At 57.6% G+C, this 16,788-nt stretch carries 14 protein-coding genes; 13 read left to right on the top strand and 1 reads right to left on the bottom strand.

Annotated features, from left to right (window positions below; translation table 11 throughout):
• The first annotated feature begins 62 nt into the window (after positions 1-62).
• From argH to ETC00_RS10300, 13 genes are all read left to right on the top strand, one after another.
• The gene (gene argH, locus ETC00_RS10240; RefSeq protein WP_171565906.1) at positions 63-1,574 is read left to right on the top strand and encodes an argininosuccinate lyase; all 1,512 of its coding nucleotides are present in this window, start codon (positions 63-65) and stop codon (positions 1,572-1,574) included.
• Positions 1,571-2,581 carry an N-acetylglucosamine kinase gene (locus ETC00_RS10245; RefSeq protein WP_171565907.1) on the top strand — a complete coding sequence of 337 codons (1,011 nt, stop codon included), beginning with the start codon at positions 1,571-1,573 and terminating at the stop codon, positions 2,579-2,581. The genes argH and ETC00_RS10245 overlap by 4 nt, the downstream gene beginning before the upstream one ends.
• Positions 2,582-2,583: 2 nt before the next feature.
• Entirely contained in the window at positions 2,584-3,321 is a 738-nt protein-coding gene (locus ETC00_RS10250) for a PIG-L deacetylase family protein (protein WP_171565908.1), read from the top strand.
• Positions 3,322-3,575: 254 nt separating this feature from the next.
• On the top strand, positions 3,576-8,171 hold the full coding sequence (locus ETC00_RS10255) for an Ig-like domain-containing protein (protein WP_171565909.1): 4,596 nt from the start codon (positions 3,576-3,578) through the stop codon (positions 8,169-8,171).
• Positions 8,172-8,246: 75 nt separating this feature from the next.
• The gene (locus ETC00_RS10260; protein WP_171565910.1) at positions 8,247-8,762 is read left to right on the top strand and encodes a hypothetical protein; all 516 of its coding nucleotides are present in this window, start codon (positions 8,247-8,249) and stop codon (positions 8,760-8,762) included.
• A 120-nt stretch (positions 8,763-8,882) separates the two neighbouring features.
• On the top strand, positions 8,883-9,218 hold the full coding sequence (locus ETC00_RS10265) for an antibiotic biosynthesis monooxygenase family protein (RefSeq protein ID WP_171565911.1): 336 nt from the start codon (positions 8,883-8,885) through the stop codon (positions 9,216-9,218).
• 143 nt (positions 9,219-9,361) lie between these two features.
• Positions 9,362-9,748 (top strand): VOC family protein, encoded by a 387-nt coding sequence (locus ETC00_RS10270; protein ID WP_253264281.1) that lies wholly within the window; start codon positions 9,362-9,364, stop codon positions 9,746-9,748.
• Positions 9,749-9,897: 149 nt separating this feature from the next.
• Positions 9,898-10,575, top strand: a complete 678-nt coding sequence (locus tag ETC00_RS10275; RefSeq protein ID WP_371808896.1) for an NUDIX hydrolase — start codon at positions 9,898-9,900, stop codon at positions 10,573-10,575.
• Positions 10,576-10,603: 28 nt separating this feature from the next.
• Positions 10,604-11,683: an NAD(P)H-dependent flavin oxidoreductase gene (locus ETC00_RS10280; RefSeq protein ID WP_171565912.1), complete on the top strand. Its 1,080-nt coding sequence runs from the start codon at positions 10,604-10,606 to the stop codon at positions 11,681-11,683.
• 128 nt (positions 11,684-11,811) lie between these two features.
• Complete coding sequence (locus ETC00_RS10285) at positions 11,812-12,435, top strand: hypothetical protein (protein ID WP_171565913.1); 624 nt, start codon at positions 11,812-11,814, stop codon at positions 12,433-12,435.
• A gap of 115 nt (positions 12,436-12,550) precedes the next feature.
• Positions 12,551-13,045, top strand: coding sequence for a GNAT family N-acetyltransferase (locus ETC00_RS10290; RefSeq protein ID WP_171565914.1), 495 nt, complete (start codon positions 12,551-12,553; stop codon positions 13,043-13,045).
• A 100-nt stretch (positions 13,046-13,145) separates the two neighbouring features.
• Positions 13,146-14,315 (top strand): N-acetylglucosamine-6-phosphate deacetylase, encoded by a 1,170-nt coding sequence (nagA, locus tag ETC00_RS10295; protein WP_171565915.1) that lies wholly within the window; start codon positions 13,146-13,148, stop codon positions 14,313-14,315.
• A gap of 150 nt (positions 14,316-14,465) precedes the next feature.
• Positions 14,466-14,744 carry a DUF5316 domain-containing protein gene (locus tag ETC00_RS10300; protein WP_171565916.1) on the top strand — a complete coding sequence of 93 codons (279 nt, stop codon included), beginning with the start codon at positions 14,466-14,468 and terminating at the stop codon, positions 14,742-14,744.
• Between the two features lie 71 nt (positions 14,745-14,815).
• On the opposite strand, the gene ETC00_RS10305 is transcribed toward ETC00_RS10300, so the two are convergent.
• Positions 14,816-16,510: an L-lactate permease gene (locus tag ETC00_RS10305; RefSeq protein ID WP_171565917.1), complete on the bottom strand. Its 1,695-nt coding sequence runs from the start codon at positions 16,508-16,510 to the stop codon at positions 14,816-14,818.
• Between the last annotated feature and the right edge of the window lie 278 nt (positions 16,511-16,788).

The following is a 16,788-nucleotide window of genomic DNA, read 5'->3' on the forward strand; positions in this document are numbered from 1 at the left end:
TCCCCGGCAGTGGGGAACCGCGAAAAAACAGAAAAGGAAACGGCAGGGAAGGAGAAACGTCAATGGACTACAAAGAGCGGATATTTCAACGGGAAGGAGCCCGGTTCCCCGGAAAGACGTACGCGGAGGCCGTGCTGGAACCGGCTTTTTCGGAAGCGAAAACCCATCTGCTGACGCCGATGATGGCGATCAACAAGGCGCATCTGATCATGCTGCGCGAACAGAAGCTGATCACGGAGGACGAAGCGAAGGCGATTGCCCGCGCCCTCACTGCCATCGACCTGGACGGGCTGCGCCGCTCAGCCTATACCGGACAGTTTGAAGATTTGTTCTTTCAGGTAGAGAGCCGTCTTTTGGAGCTGGCCGGGGACGTGGCCGGCAATCTGCACCTGGCCCGCAGCCGCAACGACATGGGCGTCACCATCTACCGCATGGTGCTGCGCGAGAAGCTGCTGGCCACGCTGGCTTCGGCACTCTCTCTGAAAGAGCATTTGCTCCTGTTTGCGCAAGAACACACCGAGACGGTGATGATCGGCTACACCCACACCCAGCAGGCGCAGCCGACGACGATGGCCCACTACATCACGGCCGTGGCTGACTCGCTGTCGCGGGACATCCGCCGCCTGATCAGCGCCTACCGCACCTGCAACCGCAGTCCCATGGGAGCGGCGGCGCTGACCACCTCGGGTTTTCCCATCAGCCGGGAGCGAATGCGGCAGCTGCTCGCCTTTGACGAATTGGTGGAGAATTCCTACGACGCGATCGGCGGGGCGGACTACCTGGGCGAAACGGCGGCCGCCGTGCAGGTGGCGGCAATCAACCTGGGGCGGACGGTGCAGGATATGCTGCAGTGGTGCACGCAGGAGTTTGACGTGCTGAAAGTGGCTGACCCGTATGTTCAGATCAGCTCGATCATGCCGCAGAAGCGCAATCCTGTCTCGTTTGAACACATGCGCTCCATGCTATCGTCCAGCGCGGGCAACGCCGCTGTCGTCTTGACGATGATGCACAATACGCCGTTTGGCGACATCGTTGACACGGAGGACGACATGCAGCCGTACGCCTGGCGCAGCCTGTCCGTCCTGGAGCAGATGTACCGCCTGATGGCCTGTGTGGTCGGCACGATGGACGTAAACAAGGAGGGGCTGCTGGAACGGACCAAAGGCAGTTTCGCCACGGTGACGGAACTGGCCGACACGCTGGTGCGCATCGACCGTCTGTCCTTCCGCACGGCGCACCACATCGTCAGCCGCGTGGTGAAGGAGGCGGCGGCCCAAGGGCTGCGGGCGGACCAAATCAGCCTCGAGCTGGTCAATCAGGCCGCTTTGGCTGTCATTGGACGGACGCTGACGATTACGGACGAGCAGCTTCGTCAGGCGCTCGATCCGGTATATTTCGTCGCCGTTCGCAAGCTGCCCGGCGGACCCAATGCGGACGAAATGAAGCGGATGATCGGCGAACGAAAGCAGTCGCTGCAGGCAGAAATGGCCTGGCTGAAGCAGGCCCGCGAGGCGTGCGACCAGGCGATGCGCTATTTGGATCAGGTCATGGCCGAATGGAGTGAACGGAAATGACAGCGGTACACATTCCCCTGCTGGCCGTGGACGGCGGCGGCACGAAATGCCTCGCTGTTCTGACAGACCGGTCCAAGCGGACGTTGGGTGCGGGACGGGCGGGTTCCTGCAACTACCAGGGGATTGGCAGGGAAGCGGCCGCGCGGGAACTGGCGGCCGCAATCAGCCAGGCGCTGAATGAGGCGGCGGGGCGGCTGCCGACAGCCGCTCCCCACGACAGCATGAGCCGTACAGCATGGGAGATTGAGTGCGCCGTATTTGGCCTGGCTGGATTGGATACAGAGCACGACCGGCAGGTGATCACGGGCATGGTCCGCGACGTCCTGAAGATGCTGCGGATTCGCGTCCGCCACCTGATCGTGGAAAACGACGGCTTTGCCGCCCTGCTGGGAGCGACCAACGGAGAGCCGGGCATTCTCGTGATCGCCGGGACCGGCTCGATCGCGTTCGGGGTGAACCGGGCGGGCGAGACGGCGCGCGCAGGCGGATGGGGTCACCGCGTCGGCGACGAGGGCAGCGGGTACTGGATCGGCAAACAAGCGATCATGGCTGTATTGAAAGCGGCGGACGGCCGCGGTGAGCCGACGCTGCTGGAAAGCCTGCTGCTGCCGCATCTGGGGCTCGACCGGGTGGAGGAACTGTTTAACTGGACGTACGGCCCGGACTACTCCGTGGAAAAGGTGGGCGAACTGTCGCCGTTCGTCAGCCAGGCGGCCGACTCGCAGGATCGGGTGGCCGCGTCAATTCTCAAGGCCGCCGGCGAAGAGCTGTTTCTCGCCGCCCGCGCCGTCATCGAGCGGCTGCGGATGAAAGAGCAGCCGTTCAAGATGATCCTGCAGGGAGGCGTGCTGCAAAACGACGAGCGCGTCCGCCGCATCGTCATCGAGCACGCCCGCCGCTACACGCCGCAGGTGACCATCGACAAGGCGCAGAACGATCCGATCTTCGGTGTTATTGCCAAAGGGTTGGCCTATCTGGAGAAACGGGCCGGCGAGAGGGAGGTGTGATCGTGAAACGACTGATGTTTGTCTTTCCCCATCCCGACGACGAATCGTTTGCCTGCGGCGGGACGCTGGCCAAATGCAGCGAGGCCGGACAGGAGACCTGCCTGATTTGCGTCACGTCCGGCTGCAAGGGGCGTTCCGGCCCGTTTGCGCTTGACAGCCGGGAGGCGCTGGCCCGCCACCGCGAACAGGAGCTGGCCAAAGCGGCGAACATCCTCGGCATTACGCGGCTGGAGCTGTACCGCTATCCCGACGGCGGGCTGGCCGAAGTGGATCCCCGCGAACTGGCCGGACGGCTGGCGTCCGCCATCGTGGAGTGGAGGCCACACGTGGTGGTCACGTTTCCCCCCGACGGGGTGACGGGCCATCCCGACCACATCGCCGTCTGCCGCGCGACCGGCATGGCGGTGGAGCAGGCGGAGCAGGTACTGCCGCCAGACGATTGGCCCGATCTGTACTTCGTCTCCATCCCGCACTACTACGACCATTGCCCGGACAAAGGACCGGCGCCCGCCGTGCCGATCACCGGCAAGGTGGACATCACCCGCTACCGCGACCGCAAAGGGGAGGCGCTCCGGGCCCACCAAAGCCAGGTCTATTCCGTCAACCGCGCCTACCCCGGCGTCATGGAGGGAGACTACGGGGTGATCGGCTGCTACGAGTATTACACGCTGGTCCGTTCCGGCGGCCGCCCCGTGAAGCCGGTCGCGCCGGAGAACGGGATTCCGGTGATGGAGTTGTAGCGCATGCGAATTCGCAGGACGTTTGAGCGATAGCAAAACAGCCTAAGGTGGCATACTGCCGCGTTAGGTTGTTTTTTTGTTGGTATGGAAAAAACGAAAGAAACATCTGAATGAGGAGGCATCAGGGATGTAGTATTCTTCCGCGTCTGGGTTAACAGGCAAAATATTCAAAAATATCTAACATGTTAAATAAAAAGAAAGGATTACCGATAACAAACATGTGGTTATTTTTAACATGTTTGGAGGTTTTGTGTTTGAGAGGAAGAATGAAACGATTTTTTGTTCAACTTGTCGTTGCGGCCATGCTGGTAACTGGTGTGGTGCCATCCGTTACCCCCTGGGAAACGGCTTATGCAGAAGAGATGACACCTACCCAAGAAGTGATGCATCCGGGACAATCGGCATCCGCAGAACAGATGCCGCCTTCTGCCAGCGAGTCAGAGGTCGAACTGGTGGAAATGAAGCCTTCTCATTCAAAAGTAACCTTGAAAGAAGGAGAATCGACAAACGTCCAGATAACCGCACGTTGGTCGGATAAAACGCTCCATGATGTTACAAAAAAGGTGACCTGGAAGTCAGATAACGAATCGGTGGTAAAAGTCAAACGGGGAAAACTGACGGGCCTCTCCAAGGGGAGCGCCGTCGTCACCGTGACATACAAAGGCAAAGACACAAATATCTCGGTAGAGGTAGTAGCTAACGGCGAAAAGGAAAAATATTCGGAAGCGGTGGCGGATGAACACCAACCCGAATCACCCGTAAATGAGCAAGAAGATCAGATACAGGCGGACGAATCTCAAGGCGAAGAACAAGTGGATGCGCAACCGCAACGAGAAGTCCGCGCCGTCGACAAGTTTGAAGTGACGGTGGAAAAGGGCGAAACGGTCGTTTTTGTCAACATTTCACCGAAATACAGCTATTCCATTACGACAAACGGCTCCTCGTCCAACAACCGAACCTACGACTATGCCGTTTACAAGAGTGACGGGAGCGTGATGAATCAAGATACGGATTCCACAGTGACGAGCAAGACCGTACCGGCCGGAGGGAAACTGGTCGTCACCGTAACCGGCAACCCCATGGTTTTTAAGGGCTCAACCGAATATTTCACGTACTCCACAAGTATGATACCCGCCCTGTTTCGTAAGACGCTGCGAAAAGGGGAAACCATCGCTGTCCTAAATACGGGAGGCAGCAGCGAATCGATTCTCGCGAGCGGATCATCTACTCAGAAATACAGCTATCAGGTGTTCAAAAGCGACGGAAGCGTATACGCTGAAGCGTTTGATTCTTCCGCCAAAACGCCTATTATCCCTGCTGGTGGAAAACTGGTGGCCGAAGTGACGACCAGTCAACCAGTAACCTTTGCCGGTTACTACGAAATTTTCCAGGTAGAAGAAACAGGCGGAGCTGTATTGGTGAACGAAACGGTTTCCAAAGGGAGAACTTTCGTCTTTGTCAACCAAAGCGGAGACAGCCAAAAGGTGAATATCGACGCTTCAAAGACGGACAAACGCACGTACGATTTCGCCATTTACAATCAGGACGGCACTGGGAACGACTTTGATAAAGACGCATCCACCACGTATAAAACAGTTCCCGCCGGCGGGAAGTTTATCGTTACGGTAACATCGGAAAATCCGGTGAACTTCCAGGCGTTCCAATCGGTATTTACTGGAACTGAGAGTGACAAACCGGCTTTGTTCGAAAGGACCGTTTTTAAGAACCAGACGATCAGCATCGTCAACTCGAGTACAAAGAGCACAGCCATCTCGGCACAGGGTTCGTCCGCTCGCAGGTTTAGTTATGAATTGTGGAAAAGCGACGGGACGGTTTCCTCCCGCATTTTTGACACACAAGCCACCAGTGTGACGATACCGGCGGGCGGAAAGATGGTGGCCACGGTCACCTCGGATGACCCGATCATGTTTTTCGGGTACGAGGAGATTTTTCGGGAAGAAGAGCCGTCGGACGCTTTGCTAGTGAAGACATTGCAGCCGGGGGAAAGCTATGTTTTTGTCAATAAAAGCGACAAGATCCAAAAAATTGATATAGATGGCGCAACTTCATCTCCGAGCACGCGGATTTACGATTACGCGAAATACAAAAGCGACGGTACGGAGCAAGAGCAGGACAGCGATGCCGAAGCGTCCTACAAATTGGTCCCGGCAGGCGGCAGGCTGGTGGTGACGGTCACAGCCGATCACCCCGTCACCTTTAAGGGGTTTGCCTCAGCCTTTGAAGGGTACGAAATTCCTTTCCCTGCCTTGTTGAAAAAGACCGTGTCCAAAAACGAAACGATTGCCATAGCCAATACGAGCGCCGACAGCGCAAGTATCATGACGACCGGTTCGTCTCGGCAGAAGTTCAGTTATCAGATTTGGAAAAGCGATGGAACCCTGTACAGGCAAAACCACGACTCTGCGGGAACGGCCTTGACGGTACCGGCGGGGGGGAAGCTTGTGGCTTCCGTCACCACGGATGAGCCGGTAACGTTTGCGGGGTACTATGAACTTTTCCGGGAAGAGACGGCCGAGACAATTTTGCTTACCAAAACCCTGTCCAAAGGGCAATCGCATGTGTTTGTCAACAAGAGCGTGGACATCCAGGAAGTGGCGATGGATGCCTCTTCCTCATCGGCCCGTACGTTTGATTACGCGATCTATAATGCGGACGGAGACGGTTACGCGCAACAAAGGGATGCAACCGGTTCGAGCAAGACTGTTCCTGCGGGCGGAAAGCTGGTCGTGACGGTGACTTCCGAGGATCCCGTCACCTTTAACGCGTTCCGTTCCTGGTTCGAAGAGCAGGACAGTAAACAACCAGCGTTGTTTAAACAGTCGATTTACCCGGGCGAAACGTATGCTTTTGTCAACACGAGCCAGTGGACCAGTTCTGTTGATATTGAGGGAACCGGACGAAAGGTCTCCTATCGACTGTATGACCAAAACGGCGCACTGATCCGCGAAAACACCGACTCGGTTGCCAATACCCTTTCCACACCGGCACAAGGGAAACTGGTCGTCACGGTAACGGGAGATAGTCCAGTCGTGGTATCGGGGTACCATGAACACTTTATGGTCCAGGCCGGAGAGGGATCGAGCCTCTCTTTTACAGACATCGCTGTTGATTCCTTTGCGGATGTGAACAAAGGACAAGGAGAGGCGGCTTACTTCAAATTTACAACTGGTAAAACCGGGCTCTATCGCCTGTTTACGTCTCCGTACCAAGGGAACGGGGCGGAAGCGGATACGATTCTTCGCCTCTATGCCGATCCGCTGCTGCAAAACGAGATTGCGCTAAACGACAACCACGACGGTCCGTACGGAAAGCTGTTCTCCAAAGTGGAAGCAATCCTGCAAGGAAACACGACCTACTTCGTGAAAGTGGAACCGGGTGCCAACAGTGTAGCCGTCACAACCCGTTTGACAGTGGAAGCTGATTTGGACCACTCCCGGGAGACTGCTACACCAGCGGAGTGGGACGAAATCTACACGGATCGACTGTCGTCTCCGTATGACGTGGATTACTTCAAGCTCGCGCTGGATGAGCTGGCGGACATGAACCTTTATGTAACCGCAAATGTGCTCATCTTAGAGGATAAGGACGGGAACCCGCTCAAAACGTTTTACGCCAATCAGGAGGACACGCTATTTATCCCGGAAGAGACAGGGACTTATTACGCCAAGGTGATTTGGGACAATGGCAGTCCTGACGAAAGATCTGCCCGAGTGACAAAAAGAGCTGTTCCTGAAATAGGCGGAGGCTACCGGGCAGGGTTTCATCACGTGGAAAGAGTCTCCAAGTATGGTGTAGTAGACAGTACCCCCGGATTTCAAAAGTCTGTCACGTTACGATGGAGATTCTACGAAGGTCATCCTCAGGCGGTTATTAAGGTGAAGCGGTCAGGTTCCAACCTCGTGGTATACGAAGAAATTCGGACTAATCTGCCGGCCAAAACCTATCTGTATTTCACATGGGACGGGCGGGTGAATCAGCCGAATGCAGGCTCGTATGCCGAGAATGGTATGTATAAGGTAGAGATTATCGCAACAGACGCTCCTGCATATCCTATTCACTCCTGGATTTCAGTAAGAAATACAACAGATCCTGAGGAATACGATTTGCAAGTTTTAATTGATCAATATAACCGGACGATTCAGGCAGAGAAAATTAAACGCATGCAGGAATACTTGATCAAGATGCAATTCTATGATGGTCCGGTTTCCGGCCAGTATAACGAAGAGTTCCTCCACAGTGTCATCGCTTACGAAGCAACATTGAACAAGTGGAGCACTCATGTTGCACGTGATGTATACGAACGTGGGCTTGGCTATTTAAATGAAAGAGGAGAAGTAACTGATCGTTTGCTGGGGTATGCGTATGTGGATGTCTCTTTGGGGCGAGATAAGTATAACAGTTTAACAGAATTATTCTTAGCTGGCGATCAGGAAATTTTTACGGTTTTATGGGAAGCCCGTAAAGGACCACTTGTAGCAAGCATGGCTTTCTTTAAAAAGGGAGGAAAAATAACTAAGGAAGCAGTTAAACTCATAAATGAAACCCCAAAAGTAAATATTCCTTTTAAAGATATTATTTTTAATAACAATCAATTAGGTACGAAATGGGGGAAACATAGATTCGACTACCCGGAATTAAATAACTATGAAGAATACAAGAATTTTGCGAACGATATTTTTAAAGTACATGATAAAGTAGTTCGTGATGAGAAAGCGGGAGAGATTTACTTTATTCGAGGAAATAATTTGTTGCGGGTTAAAGAGAATGGTGAATTCGTTAGTCTTTACCCTGGTGCTTTTTCGGATAGGGTTCTACGCTTACTAGACTGAGGTGATCGAATGGGGGCCCAATTAAACGTAACCCTCTATACAAGGAGGGGTATCGAATTTTCAGAATGTAACAAGATGCTTCGCAAAAACAATGTCATTTGCGACATTATCGAGATCGAAATCATCGAGGATTGGGAATATCATCATCAACATTTCTTATCTCCAGATACCGACCTTGCCCTGTTGCATGAACATATCGAGCAGGGAAAGATTTGCTTTGTTCGCTGCATGGTAAACCAATCGGTACATGGAGGGTGCTACGTACAAAAGAACAACGGCATCTACGAGCTTTCTGCATGGTTCGATCTGGACCGATATCCGGAATTGGATGTAGATCATGTGTCGGAGAGAAATCGCTGGTTTTATGAAAGACTTTCCAGAGAAATTAGCAGTCTGGTAGAAAACAAAGATTTTGTGATTGGCGGTGTTGGCGTCGAGACAACCATCACCTATACAGACAATGTGAAGAGGATGATTGAGAATAGTTACAACGTTATCCGATGGTTTTTACCATTCTCTTTTGGCGAACCAAATATCGGTTATCGAGAAGAGAAAAAATTCAATTTGTACATGCTGGATAAAGTAGAGTAAATCAAATCCCCAACAACTAACAAGTTCAGCGGTCTGTAAGCGGCTGGTCGAGCACGGAAGGAATCATTCTCGGCTGTACGGAGGATCGGGCTGTTGATCTGACAGGAGGACACCCCCACGATGGACCGATTTGCCAAGACACCGGACCCACCCTATTACGCCGTCATTTTCACGTCGCAGCGAACGGAGGGAGAGAACGGCTACGGCGAAATGGCCGAGCGCATGGTGCGGCTTGCTTCCGGGCAGCCGGGCTTTCTCGGCGTCGAGAGCGTGCGTGACGGGTCCGGCTTCGGCGTGACCGTCTCCTACTGGTCGTCTCTGGAGGCAATCCGCGAGTGGAAGCGTCATGAGGAGCATCGGGCCGCCCAAGAGAAAGGAAAAACCGTCTGGTACGAACACTACGTCACCCGCATCTGCAAAGTGGAGCGGGACTATGCCCTGGACAGCTTGCGGTAACATAAAAATGGCCCCAGCGAAAATCAAATACCAGTTTCAGCCTGTCAAAAGACGTGGTACCCTGATGAAAAGGGACTGCGTCTTTTTGGTAAGCGATGCCCATGCTGCGCCGAAAGAGAGCGTCTCTGTCGGGAGGAGGGAGCATGATGATCGACAGGCTGGATCATCTCGTGTTGACCGTCCGGGATGTGGAGGAGACCTGCCGTTTTTACGAACGGGTGCTGGGGATGAAAGTCGTCACCTTTGGCGGGGGCAGAAAGGCGCTGCAGTTCGGCCGTCAAAAGATCAACCTGCACCAGGCGGGCCAGGAATTTGAACCAAAGGCGCATCACCCCGTTCCCGGCTCGGCCGACCTCTGTTTGATCGCGTCCGTCCCGCTGGAGGAAGTGATCCGACATCTCCACGACTGCGGAGTTGCGATTGTGGAAGGGCCGGTGGAGCGGACGGGCGCGACGGGGAACATCCTGTCCGTCTATTTCCGCGATCCCGACCACAATCTGCTGGAGGTGTCCCGCTACATAGGGAGTTGACCATCAGGAACGAAATGATCGAAACGATGCGACGGAACAGGCGGAGCCGAGTGGGAGAACGCCTGGGCGTCCGTTCGTTCCCGGCTGGCGGTACAGGGGGGAGCGGCTCTCTCCCCATGGAAGCGCCATCATGAAAAGGAGGGCGGCGAGTGAACCAGAAAGAACCGACGCATCACCATTCTCTGTCCGTTACCGGAATTGCCGACGCGCTGCGGCAGCGCCAGCCCGGCATCATGGGAGAGAACAGCCTGGGCCGCTTCAGCGTGCTGGTGCCGCTGGTGGAGCGGGAGGACGGAACGTTGGCCGTGCTGTTTGAAAAGCGGGCGCGCACGATGCGGCGGCAGGCCGGCGAAATCTGTTTTCCGGGAGGGCGGGCCGAAGAGGGAGACGCCTCCCCGTGGGAGACGGCCCGGCGCGAGACGAGCGAAGAACTGGGGCTATCCGCCGAACGCATCCGCCAGGTCGGGACGCTGGATACGATGGTGACGCCGTTTGCCTGCATCTACCCGTTCGTCGGGCAGATCGACTCGCTTGCGGGCATGTCGCCCAATCCGGCCGAAGTGGAAGAGGTGTTTTGCGTGCCGCTGCAAACGCTTGCCGCCACCCGGCCCGAGGCGTACCCGGTGAAGATGAAGGTGGAGCCGGGAGCGGACTACCCCTATCATCTGATACCGGGCGGCAAGCGGTATCCGTGGCGGACCGGCACCGTCCACCACTTGTTTTACCGGGTGGAGGGACGCGTGATCTGGGGGCTGACCGCGCGGATTCTGGAACATTTTCTGGAACTCTTGGGCCCGGATGGCGAAGGCCGATCCGGAAAACGCTGATTCTGAATGGGGAAGGAGCGTGTCATTCATGTGGCCAACAAACGCGGTAACCCAACGACTGCATGTGCAGTGGCCGTTTATCCAGGCCCCTATGGCGGGCGGGGCGACGACACCCGAGTTGGTCGCCGCCGTTTCGGAGGCGGGCGGACTGGGCTCCCTCGGGGCGGGGTACATGAGCGGCGAGCAGATCCGCAGCGCGGTTCGCGCCATCCGTCAATTAACCGACAAACCGTTTGCGGTCAACCTGTTTATCCCGGAGGAGGTCACCGGCGACATGCGTCCGGGCGAAAACGTCCGGCATCTGATGAACGAAGCGCGGCGGCGGCTGGGCATCCCCGAAGACCCGGAAGTCGGCCGGTTTGCCGAACCGTTTGAAGAGCAGATGGCGGCGGTGCTGGAGGAGGAGGTCCCTGTGTTCAGCTTCACGTTCGGCATCCTCGAGCAGCGCTGGATGGCGGAGCTGAAGCGGCGAGGGGTCACGGTGATCGGCACCGCCACCACGGTGCGCGAAGGCGTGGCGCTGGAGGCGAGCGGCGTCGACCTGGTGGTCGCGCAGGGCAGCGAGGCAGGCGGGCATCGCGGCTCGTTTTTGCCCGATTCCCCCGACAACCTGATCGGCTTGATGGCCCTGGTGCCGCAGTTGGCGGACAGGCTGAATATCCCGGTCATTGCCGCCGGCGGCATCATGGACGGGCGGGGGATCGCTGCCGCGTTGGCACTGGGGGCAGAGGCTGTACAGGTGGGCACGGCGTTTCTGGTCTGCACGGAGAGCGGCGCCCATCCGCTGCACAAACAGGCGATCCTGGAGGCAGGCGATGACCAGACGGCGCTGACGATCGCGTTTTCCGGCAAGCCGGCGCGGGGCGTCTGCAACCGGTTCATGCGCGAGATTGCCCCGTACCGGGATGAAGTGCCGCCCTATCCGGTGCAAAACGCCTTGACCCGCGACATCCGGCAGGCCGCGGCGAAACAGCGCGAGCGCGACTACCTGTCGATGTGGGCTGGCCAGGGGAGCGGTCTCTCCCGCCAGATGGACGCGGGGACGCTGATGCGCCGTCTGGTTGAGGAAACGGAACAGGCGATGGCACGTTTCGCCGGCCGGACGTAAATGGCATCACGGCCGGGATCGCGGCCGTCGAAGGCTCCCGCACGTCCCCCGCGCGGCGGTGAGCAGCATACGGACAGATGAGATGAAATCATTCATGCGGGAGAAGGGAAGGGTGGCACACCTTGGGCATGCTGCGCATCGTTCTGTTTGTGCTGTCGTCGCTTTTGCTCCTGTCATGCTCCAATTCCGAGCGGACGCAGCCGGGCATGCTGCACATCGAATCTGTCGATTTGTTCGCCGGAGATGCCCAAAAATTCAAACCGTTCCTGGGAGACATGTCAGGGGCCGTCAAAGTGTCCTACGAAGGAAAGAAAGAGACGATCCGGGCTGTGGTTGAGGTGTGGGAAAACGGCGTCAAAACGGACATTGGGCAGGCGTTTGACACAATGACCCGCGCGTCAACCAATAACAGGCATTACGACGGCCAGTTTCTCATCTCCGTACGAGAGTCGGACGCCAACAACGAAGCCAGCACGCGATACGTGGTCACTTCCGCTTTTGCCGACGACAGCGAACAGTCCAGCGTCCGGACGGAACTGGACGCCGGGCGTAAACATATGGCAAGAGGGCTGATTCAACTTCACGACAGTGTACAGGTTTCGGAAGGGGAACAAGTAGCCGTCTGGGGCATGCAGGCGACGGATGAAAACGCCATGCACGTGATGGATTTCTCCCCCGAGCGGCTAAAACTGGCAAAGTGGGCGTTGATTGTCAAGCTGTCGACCGTCGATGGCACCGAGGTTGAAAAATAGATCGTAATGCTGTTCGCCAGAGTGCTGACGGAACCCCGTCGGGAACCTCGCCTCTATCGGCGCATTATGTGTTCGGCTGGCGGGGTGATTGCGATACAATAGAGGGGGAACGAGCATGAACGAAATTCGTGTCAGAGCCCTGGTCGAGTCGGACCGGCTGTGGCTGGGCGGCTTTCTCCGTGAGCATTGGGGCAGCTCAAACATGGTGTACGGCCACGGACTGCAGGTGTTTGCCTGTGACGAGCTGCCCGGATTTGCCGCTTTCTGCGGCGAGGAGCTTGTCGGGCTGGTGACCTACGCTGTCGCCGACGGCCAGCTGCAGGTGGTCTCGCTGGACAGCGTGAGGGAAGGCATCGGCGTCGGCACCTCCTTGATGCTGGCGGTGGAACGGGTGGCGCGCGACAGCGGAATGGATCGCGTTTGGCTGTTGACGACCAACGACAACCTGAATGCCCTGCGCTTTTACCAAAAGCGGGGGTACGTACTGGTCGCTGTCCACCGCAATGCTGTGGAGCAGGCGCGTCGGCTCAAGCCGCAAATCCCGACCGTTGGCAGTGACGGCATCCCGCTGCGCGACGAGATTGAGCTGGAAAAGCGGCTATCGCCGTAGCCGCGCGGCATCGCTTGAGAGCGCCGGCAGGCACCTGCGGCCATCATCCGACCGGGCGGCAGCACGCGATGAAGCAAGACAGCAGATGGAGGGATGGAGGATGAAGCAAGCATTTGCCCTGCGGGGAACGGTGGTCACAGGCGGCACGTGCGTGGCTGACGGCCTGGTCGTCGTGGACGGCGGCACAATCGCCTACGCGGGAACGTCAGCCGGGTACGCCGGACCGCTGCCGGAACGGGTGGAGACGGTGAAGGACGGCTGGATTTGCCCGGGGTTCGTCGACATACACATGCACGGCATCGCCGGCTGCGACACGATGGACGGGACGCCGGAGTCGCTTATGACGATCTCCCGGGCGCTGGCCCGATTCGGCGTCACGTCGTTTTTGGCGACGACGATGACAGCCCCTTACGCGGAGTTGGAAAAGGCGATCCGCAACATCGCCGCGGTCAGCCGAGCCGGGACGGAGGGAGCGGCTGTCGCGGGCATTCACCTGGAAGGGCCGTGGATCAATCCGCGCTACAAAGGGGCGCAAAACGAGGCCCACATCGTCGCACCCAAATTGGCGGAGGTGCGCCGGCTGTACGAGCTGGCAGACGGACTGCTGAAGGTGGTGACGATCGCGCCGGAGCAGCCGGAAGCGCTGGAAGCGATCCGCTGGCTGAAGGAGCAGGGGGTCATCGTCTCCGCCGGGCATACCGGGGCCACGTTTGCCCAGGCGCAGCATGCGGTGGAGTGCGGCGTGCAGCACTTTACCCACTGCTTCAACGCCATGACGGGACTGCACCACCGCGAGCCGGGGGTGGTCGGTGCGGCGATGGTGCACGAACAGTTGAGCACGGAGCTGATCGCCGACGGAGAGCATGTGCACCCGGCCGTGATGCGCATTTTGTATCGGCTGAAGTCGTTTGGGCGCCTGGCCCTGGTCAGCGATTCGATGCGGGCGGCGGCGCTCGGCGACGGCGTGTACGACCTGGGCGGCCAGGCAGTGCACGTGCGGGGAACGCAGGCCAAACTGGCGGACGGCACGCTGGCCGGCAGCATTTTGACACTCAACCGGGCGGTGCAGAACATGGTGACCCTGTGCGGCGTGCCGCTGCCGGAAGCGGTCGCCATGGCGTCCCAGACACCGGCGGAGATCGTGGGCCTGGGCGGGCAAAAAGGGCGCCTGGAGGCGGGGTGCGACGCGGATATTACCGTGCTGAACCTGTCGTACGGAGTGGAGGCCACCTATGTAATGGGCAGACAGGTGTACCGCGCACAGGCGTGATCAATGGCACAAAAGACTGTCCCGTGGGGGATGGCACCGTCCAGCGGGGGTGCCGTCTGACACAGCATGAGCATCATCTGCTGCTGCATCGGCGCAGCAGATCCGAATCGCGAATAAAGGAATGGCAGGCAAAAGGGGGAGGGTGGTCTCGTGAAGTACGCGGTCGTATGTGCCGGGCTATGGCTGACCTGTTTGGCGGCCGGACTGTATTTCGGCTATTGGAACACGTTTGCTGTCGTCGGCGGAGCGGCGTGGCTGTTCAGCGCGGTCTGTTCGGGAGCGCTGCTGAGCGGCGACCGCATTCGCGCCAACTACGCGACGGAAACGGCGGAGGATCGCAAGCAGCGGCAGAAATGGGCGGGACGCTTGTTTCTGTTCGGACTCCCTTTTGTCGTGACGGCCATTTTCCTGTTATGGTCTACACGCTGAGCGAAGCAGCACGAGTCTGCTTCGCTCTTTTTTCATGCCAAGTCGCGGCGCCCATCAGCGATTCGAGCGCGTCACGGAATCATCCACGACAGGACGTTGGATTGCAGGAACGTGATCAGGCCGACCAGCACCACCAGGATGATGCTGTGCTTCAGCGTAAAGCGGACGAGGTCGGCCTCCTTGCCGGCCAACCCGACGGCGGCGCAGGCGACTGCAATCGATTGCGGCGAGATCATCTTTCCGGTGACACCCCCGCTGGTGTTGGCGGCAATCGCCAGGACGGGATCAACCCCCAACTGCGTGGCCGTCACTTTTTGCAAATGTCCGAACAGCAGGTTGGACGACGTGTCGGAACCGGTGATAAACACGCCGAGCCACCCGAGGAACGGCGCAAAGAATGGAAACAGCACGCCGGTTGAAGCCAGCAGGGTCCCCAGTGTCGTGCTCATGCCGGACGCATTGGTCACGTAGGCAAACGCGACAACCGAGGCGATGGTCACGATCGGGAAGCGCAGTTCGTGCAGCGTTTCGGCAAAAGTGGAACACCAATCTTTCCAGGATATCCTGACGATGAACTTGGTCACGACAGCGGCGACCAGGATCGATGTGCCGGCAGCAGCCAGCAGTTCCAGCTTGAACACGGCGGCCATCGGGTTGCCGGCGGTGTCGATAATCAGCTTGTGCAGGCCGGGGACTTCCGGCGTAAAGGTAAGCAGCTTCCCGAGCGGATTAAGCAGGTTCAGCAGGGGATTGCTCCCCTCGTATGTGCCGAGCAGGGCCTTTTTGACAGGGGGGAGTCCCCAGAGAAAGATGAAGACGGTAAGCATGACAAACGGCGACCACGCCTTGACTACCTGCAAAGAGGAATGCTTTGGGCCGGCGTGCCCTGCTGAAGCGGCAGCGGCCGCCAGTTCAAAGGAGGCCTGCTCGGCGGAAAAGCGAAACACCTGCTTGGGCTTCCAGACTTTCAGAAAGAGCGCCAGCGCCACGATGGAGACGAGCGCGGACAGGATGTCGGGCAGTTCCGGTCCCAGGAAGTTGGACGTGAGGTACTGGGTAAGCGCAAACGAGACGCCGGAGACGAGAATCGCCGGCAGGACCTCCACCGCTTTTTTTACCCCTGCCATGATGACGATCAGGTAAAACGGCACGAAGGCGGAGAGAAACGGAAGCTGCCGCCCGACCATCTTGGAAATCTCCATCGCGGGCACCCCTGTCGGCCCCTCCACGGCGAGGATGGGAATGCCGATCGCGCCAAATGCGACGGGTGCAGTGTTGGCAATCAGACAGAGGCCGGCGGCGTAAAGCGGGTGAAAGCCCAGACCGACCAGCAGTGCGGCCGTGATAGCCACCGGAGCGCCAAAGCCGGCCGCCCCCTCCAGAAACGCGCCAAATGAAAAAGCGATCAGCAGCACCTGCAATCGACGGTCTTCGGTAATCGACACGACAGAGGCGCGGATCAAATCAAACTGGCCCGTCTTCACCGTCAGCTTGTACAAAAACACGGCACAGATGATGATCCAGCCAATCGGCAGCAGGCCGTAAACAGCTCCCTGAACCGACGACATGACCGCCATCCGGACCGGCATGCCGTAGACCAATACAGCGACGAGCACGGCCAGGAGCAGCGTGGTGATTCCGGCCACGTGCCCTTTCATGCGCTTGATCGCCAAGGCCCAGAAGAAGTACAGAATCGGGACGAGTGCCGCCAGGGCCGAGAGTACGATACTCCCATTGAGGGGAGCGACTGTTTGTGTCCACGTCATGGAAAAACACCCCGTTTCTACATGAGTTCAAAGCAGGAAGCACGACAAAGTAATAAGGTCACCTGATGAATTGGTGGTTGAGAGTCCGTTCCGTCACGAGCGTACTGTATGCGAATCAAAGAAAGCGTTTGCAAAAACAGTAAGGCAAATGTCCGGCAGCGCCCTCCTTTCCGGTGGACATGAACGAGAGTCATTCGTCATGTAGTAAGGTCATCTGATGAATTTTTGGTGAATGATTACTTCGATTATAAAAAGCAGGAAAAAAAGATTCAAGAAAA

The organism is Brevibacillus sp. MCWH (assembly GCF_013096935.1).
In the GTDB taxonomy this organism is placed as follows: Bacteria; Bacillota; Bacilli; order Brevibacillales; family Brevibacillaceae; genus Brevibacillus; species Brevibacillus aydinogluensis.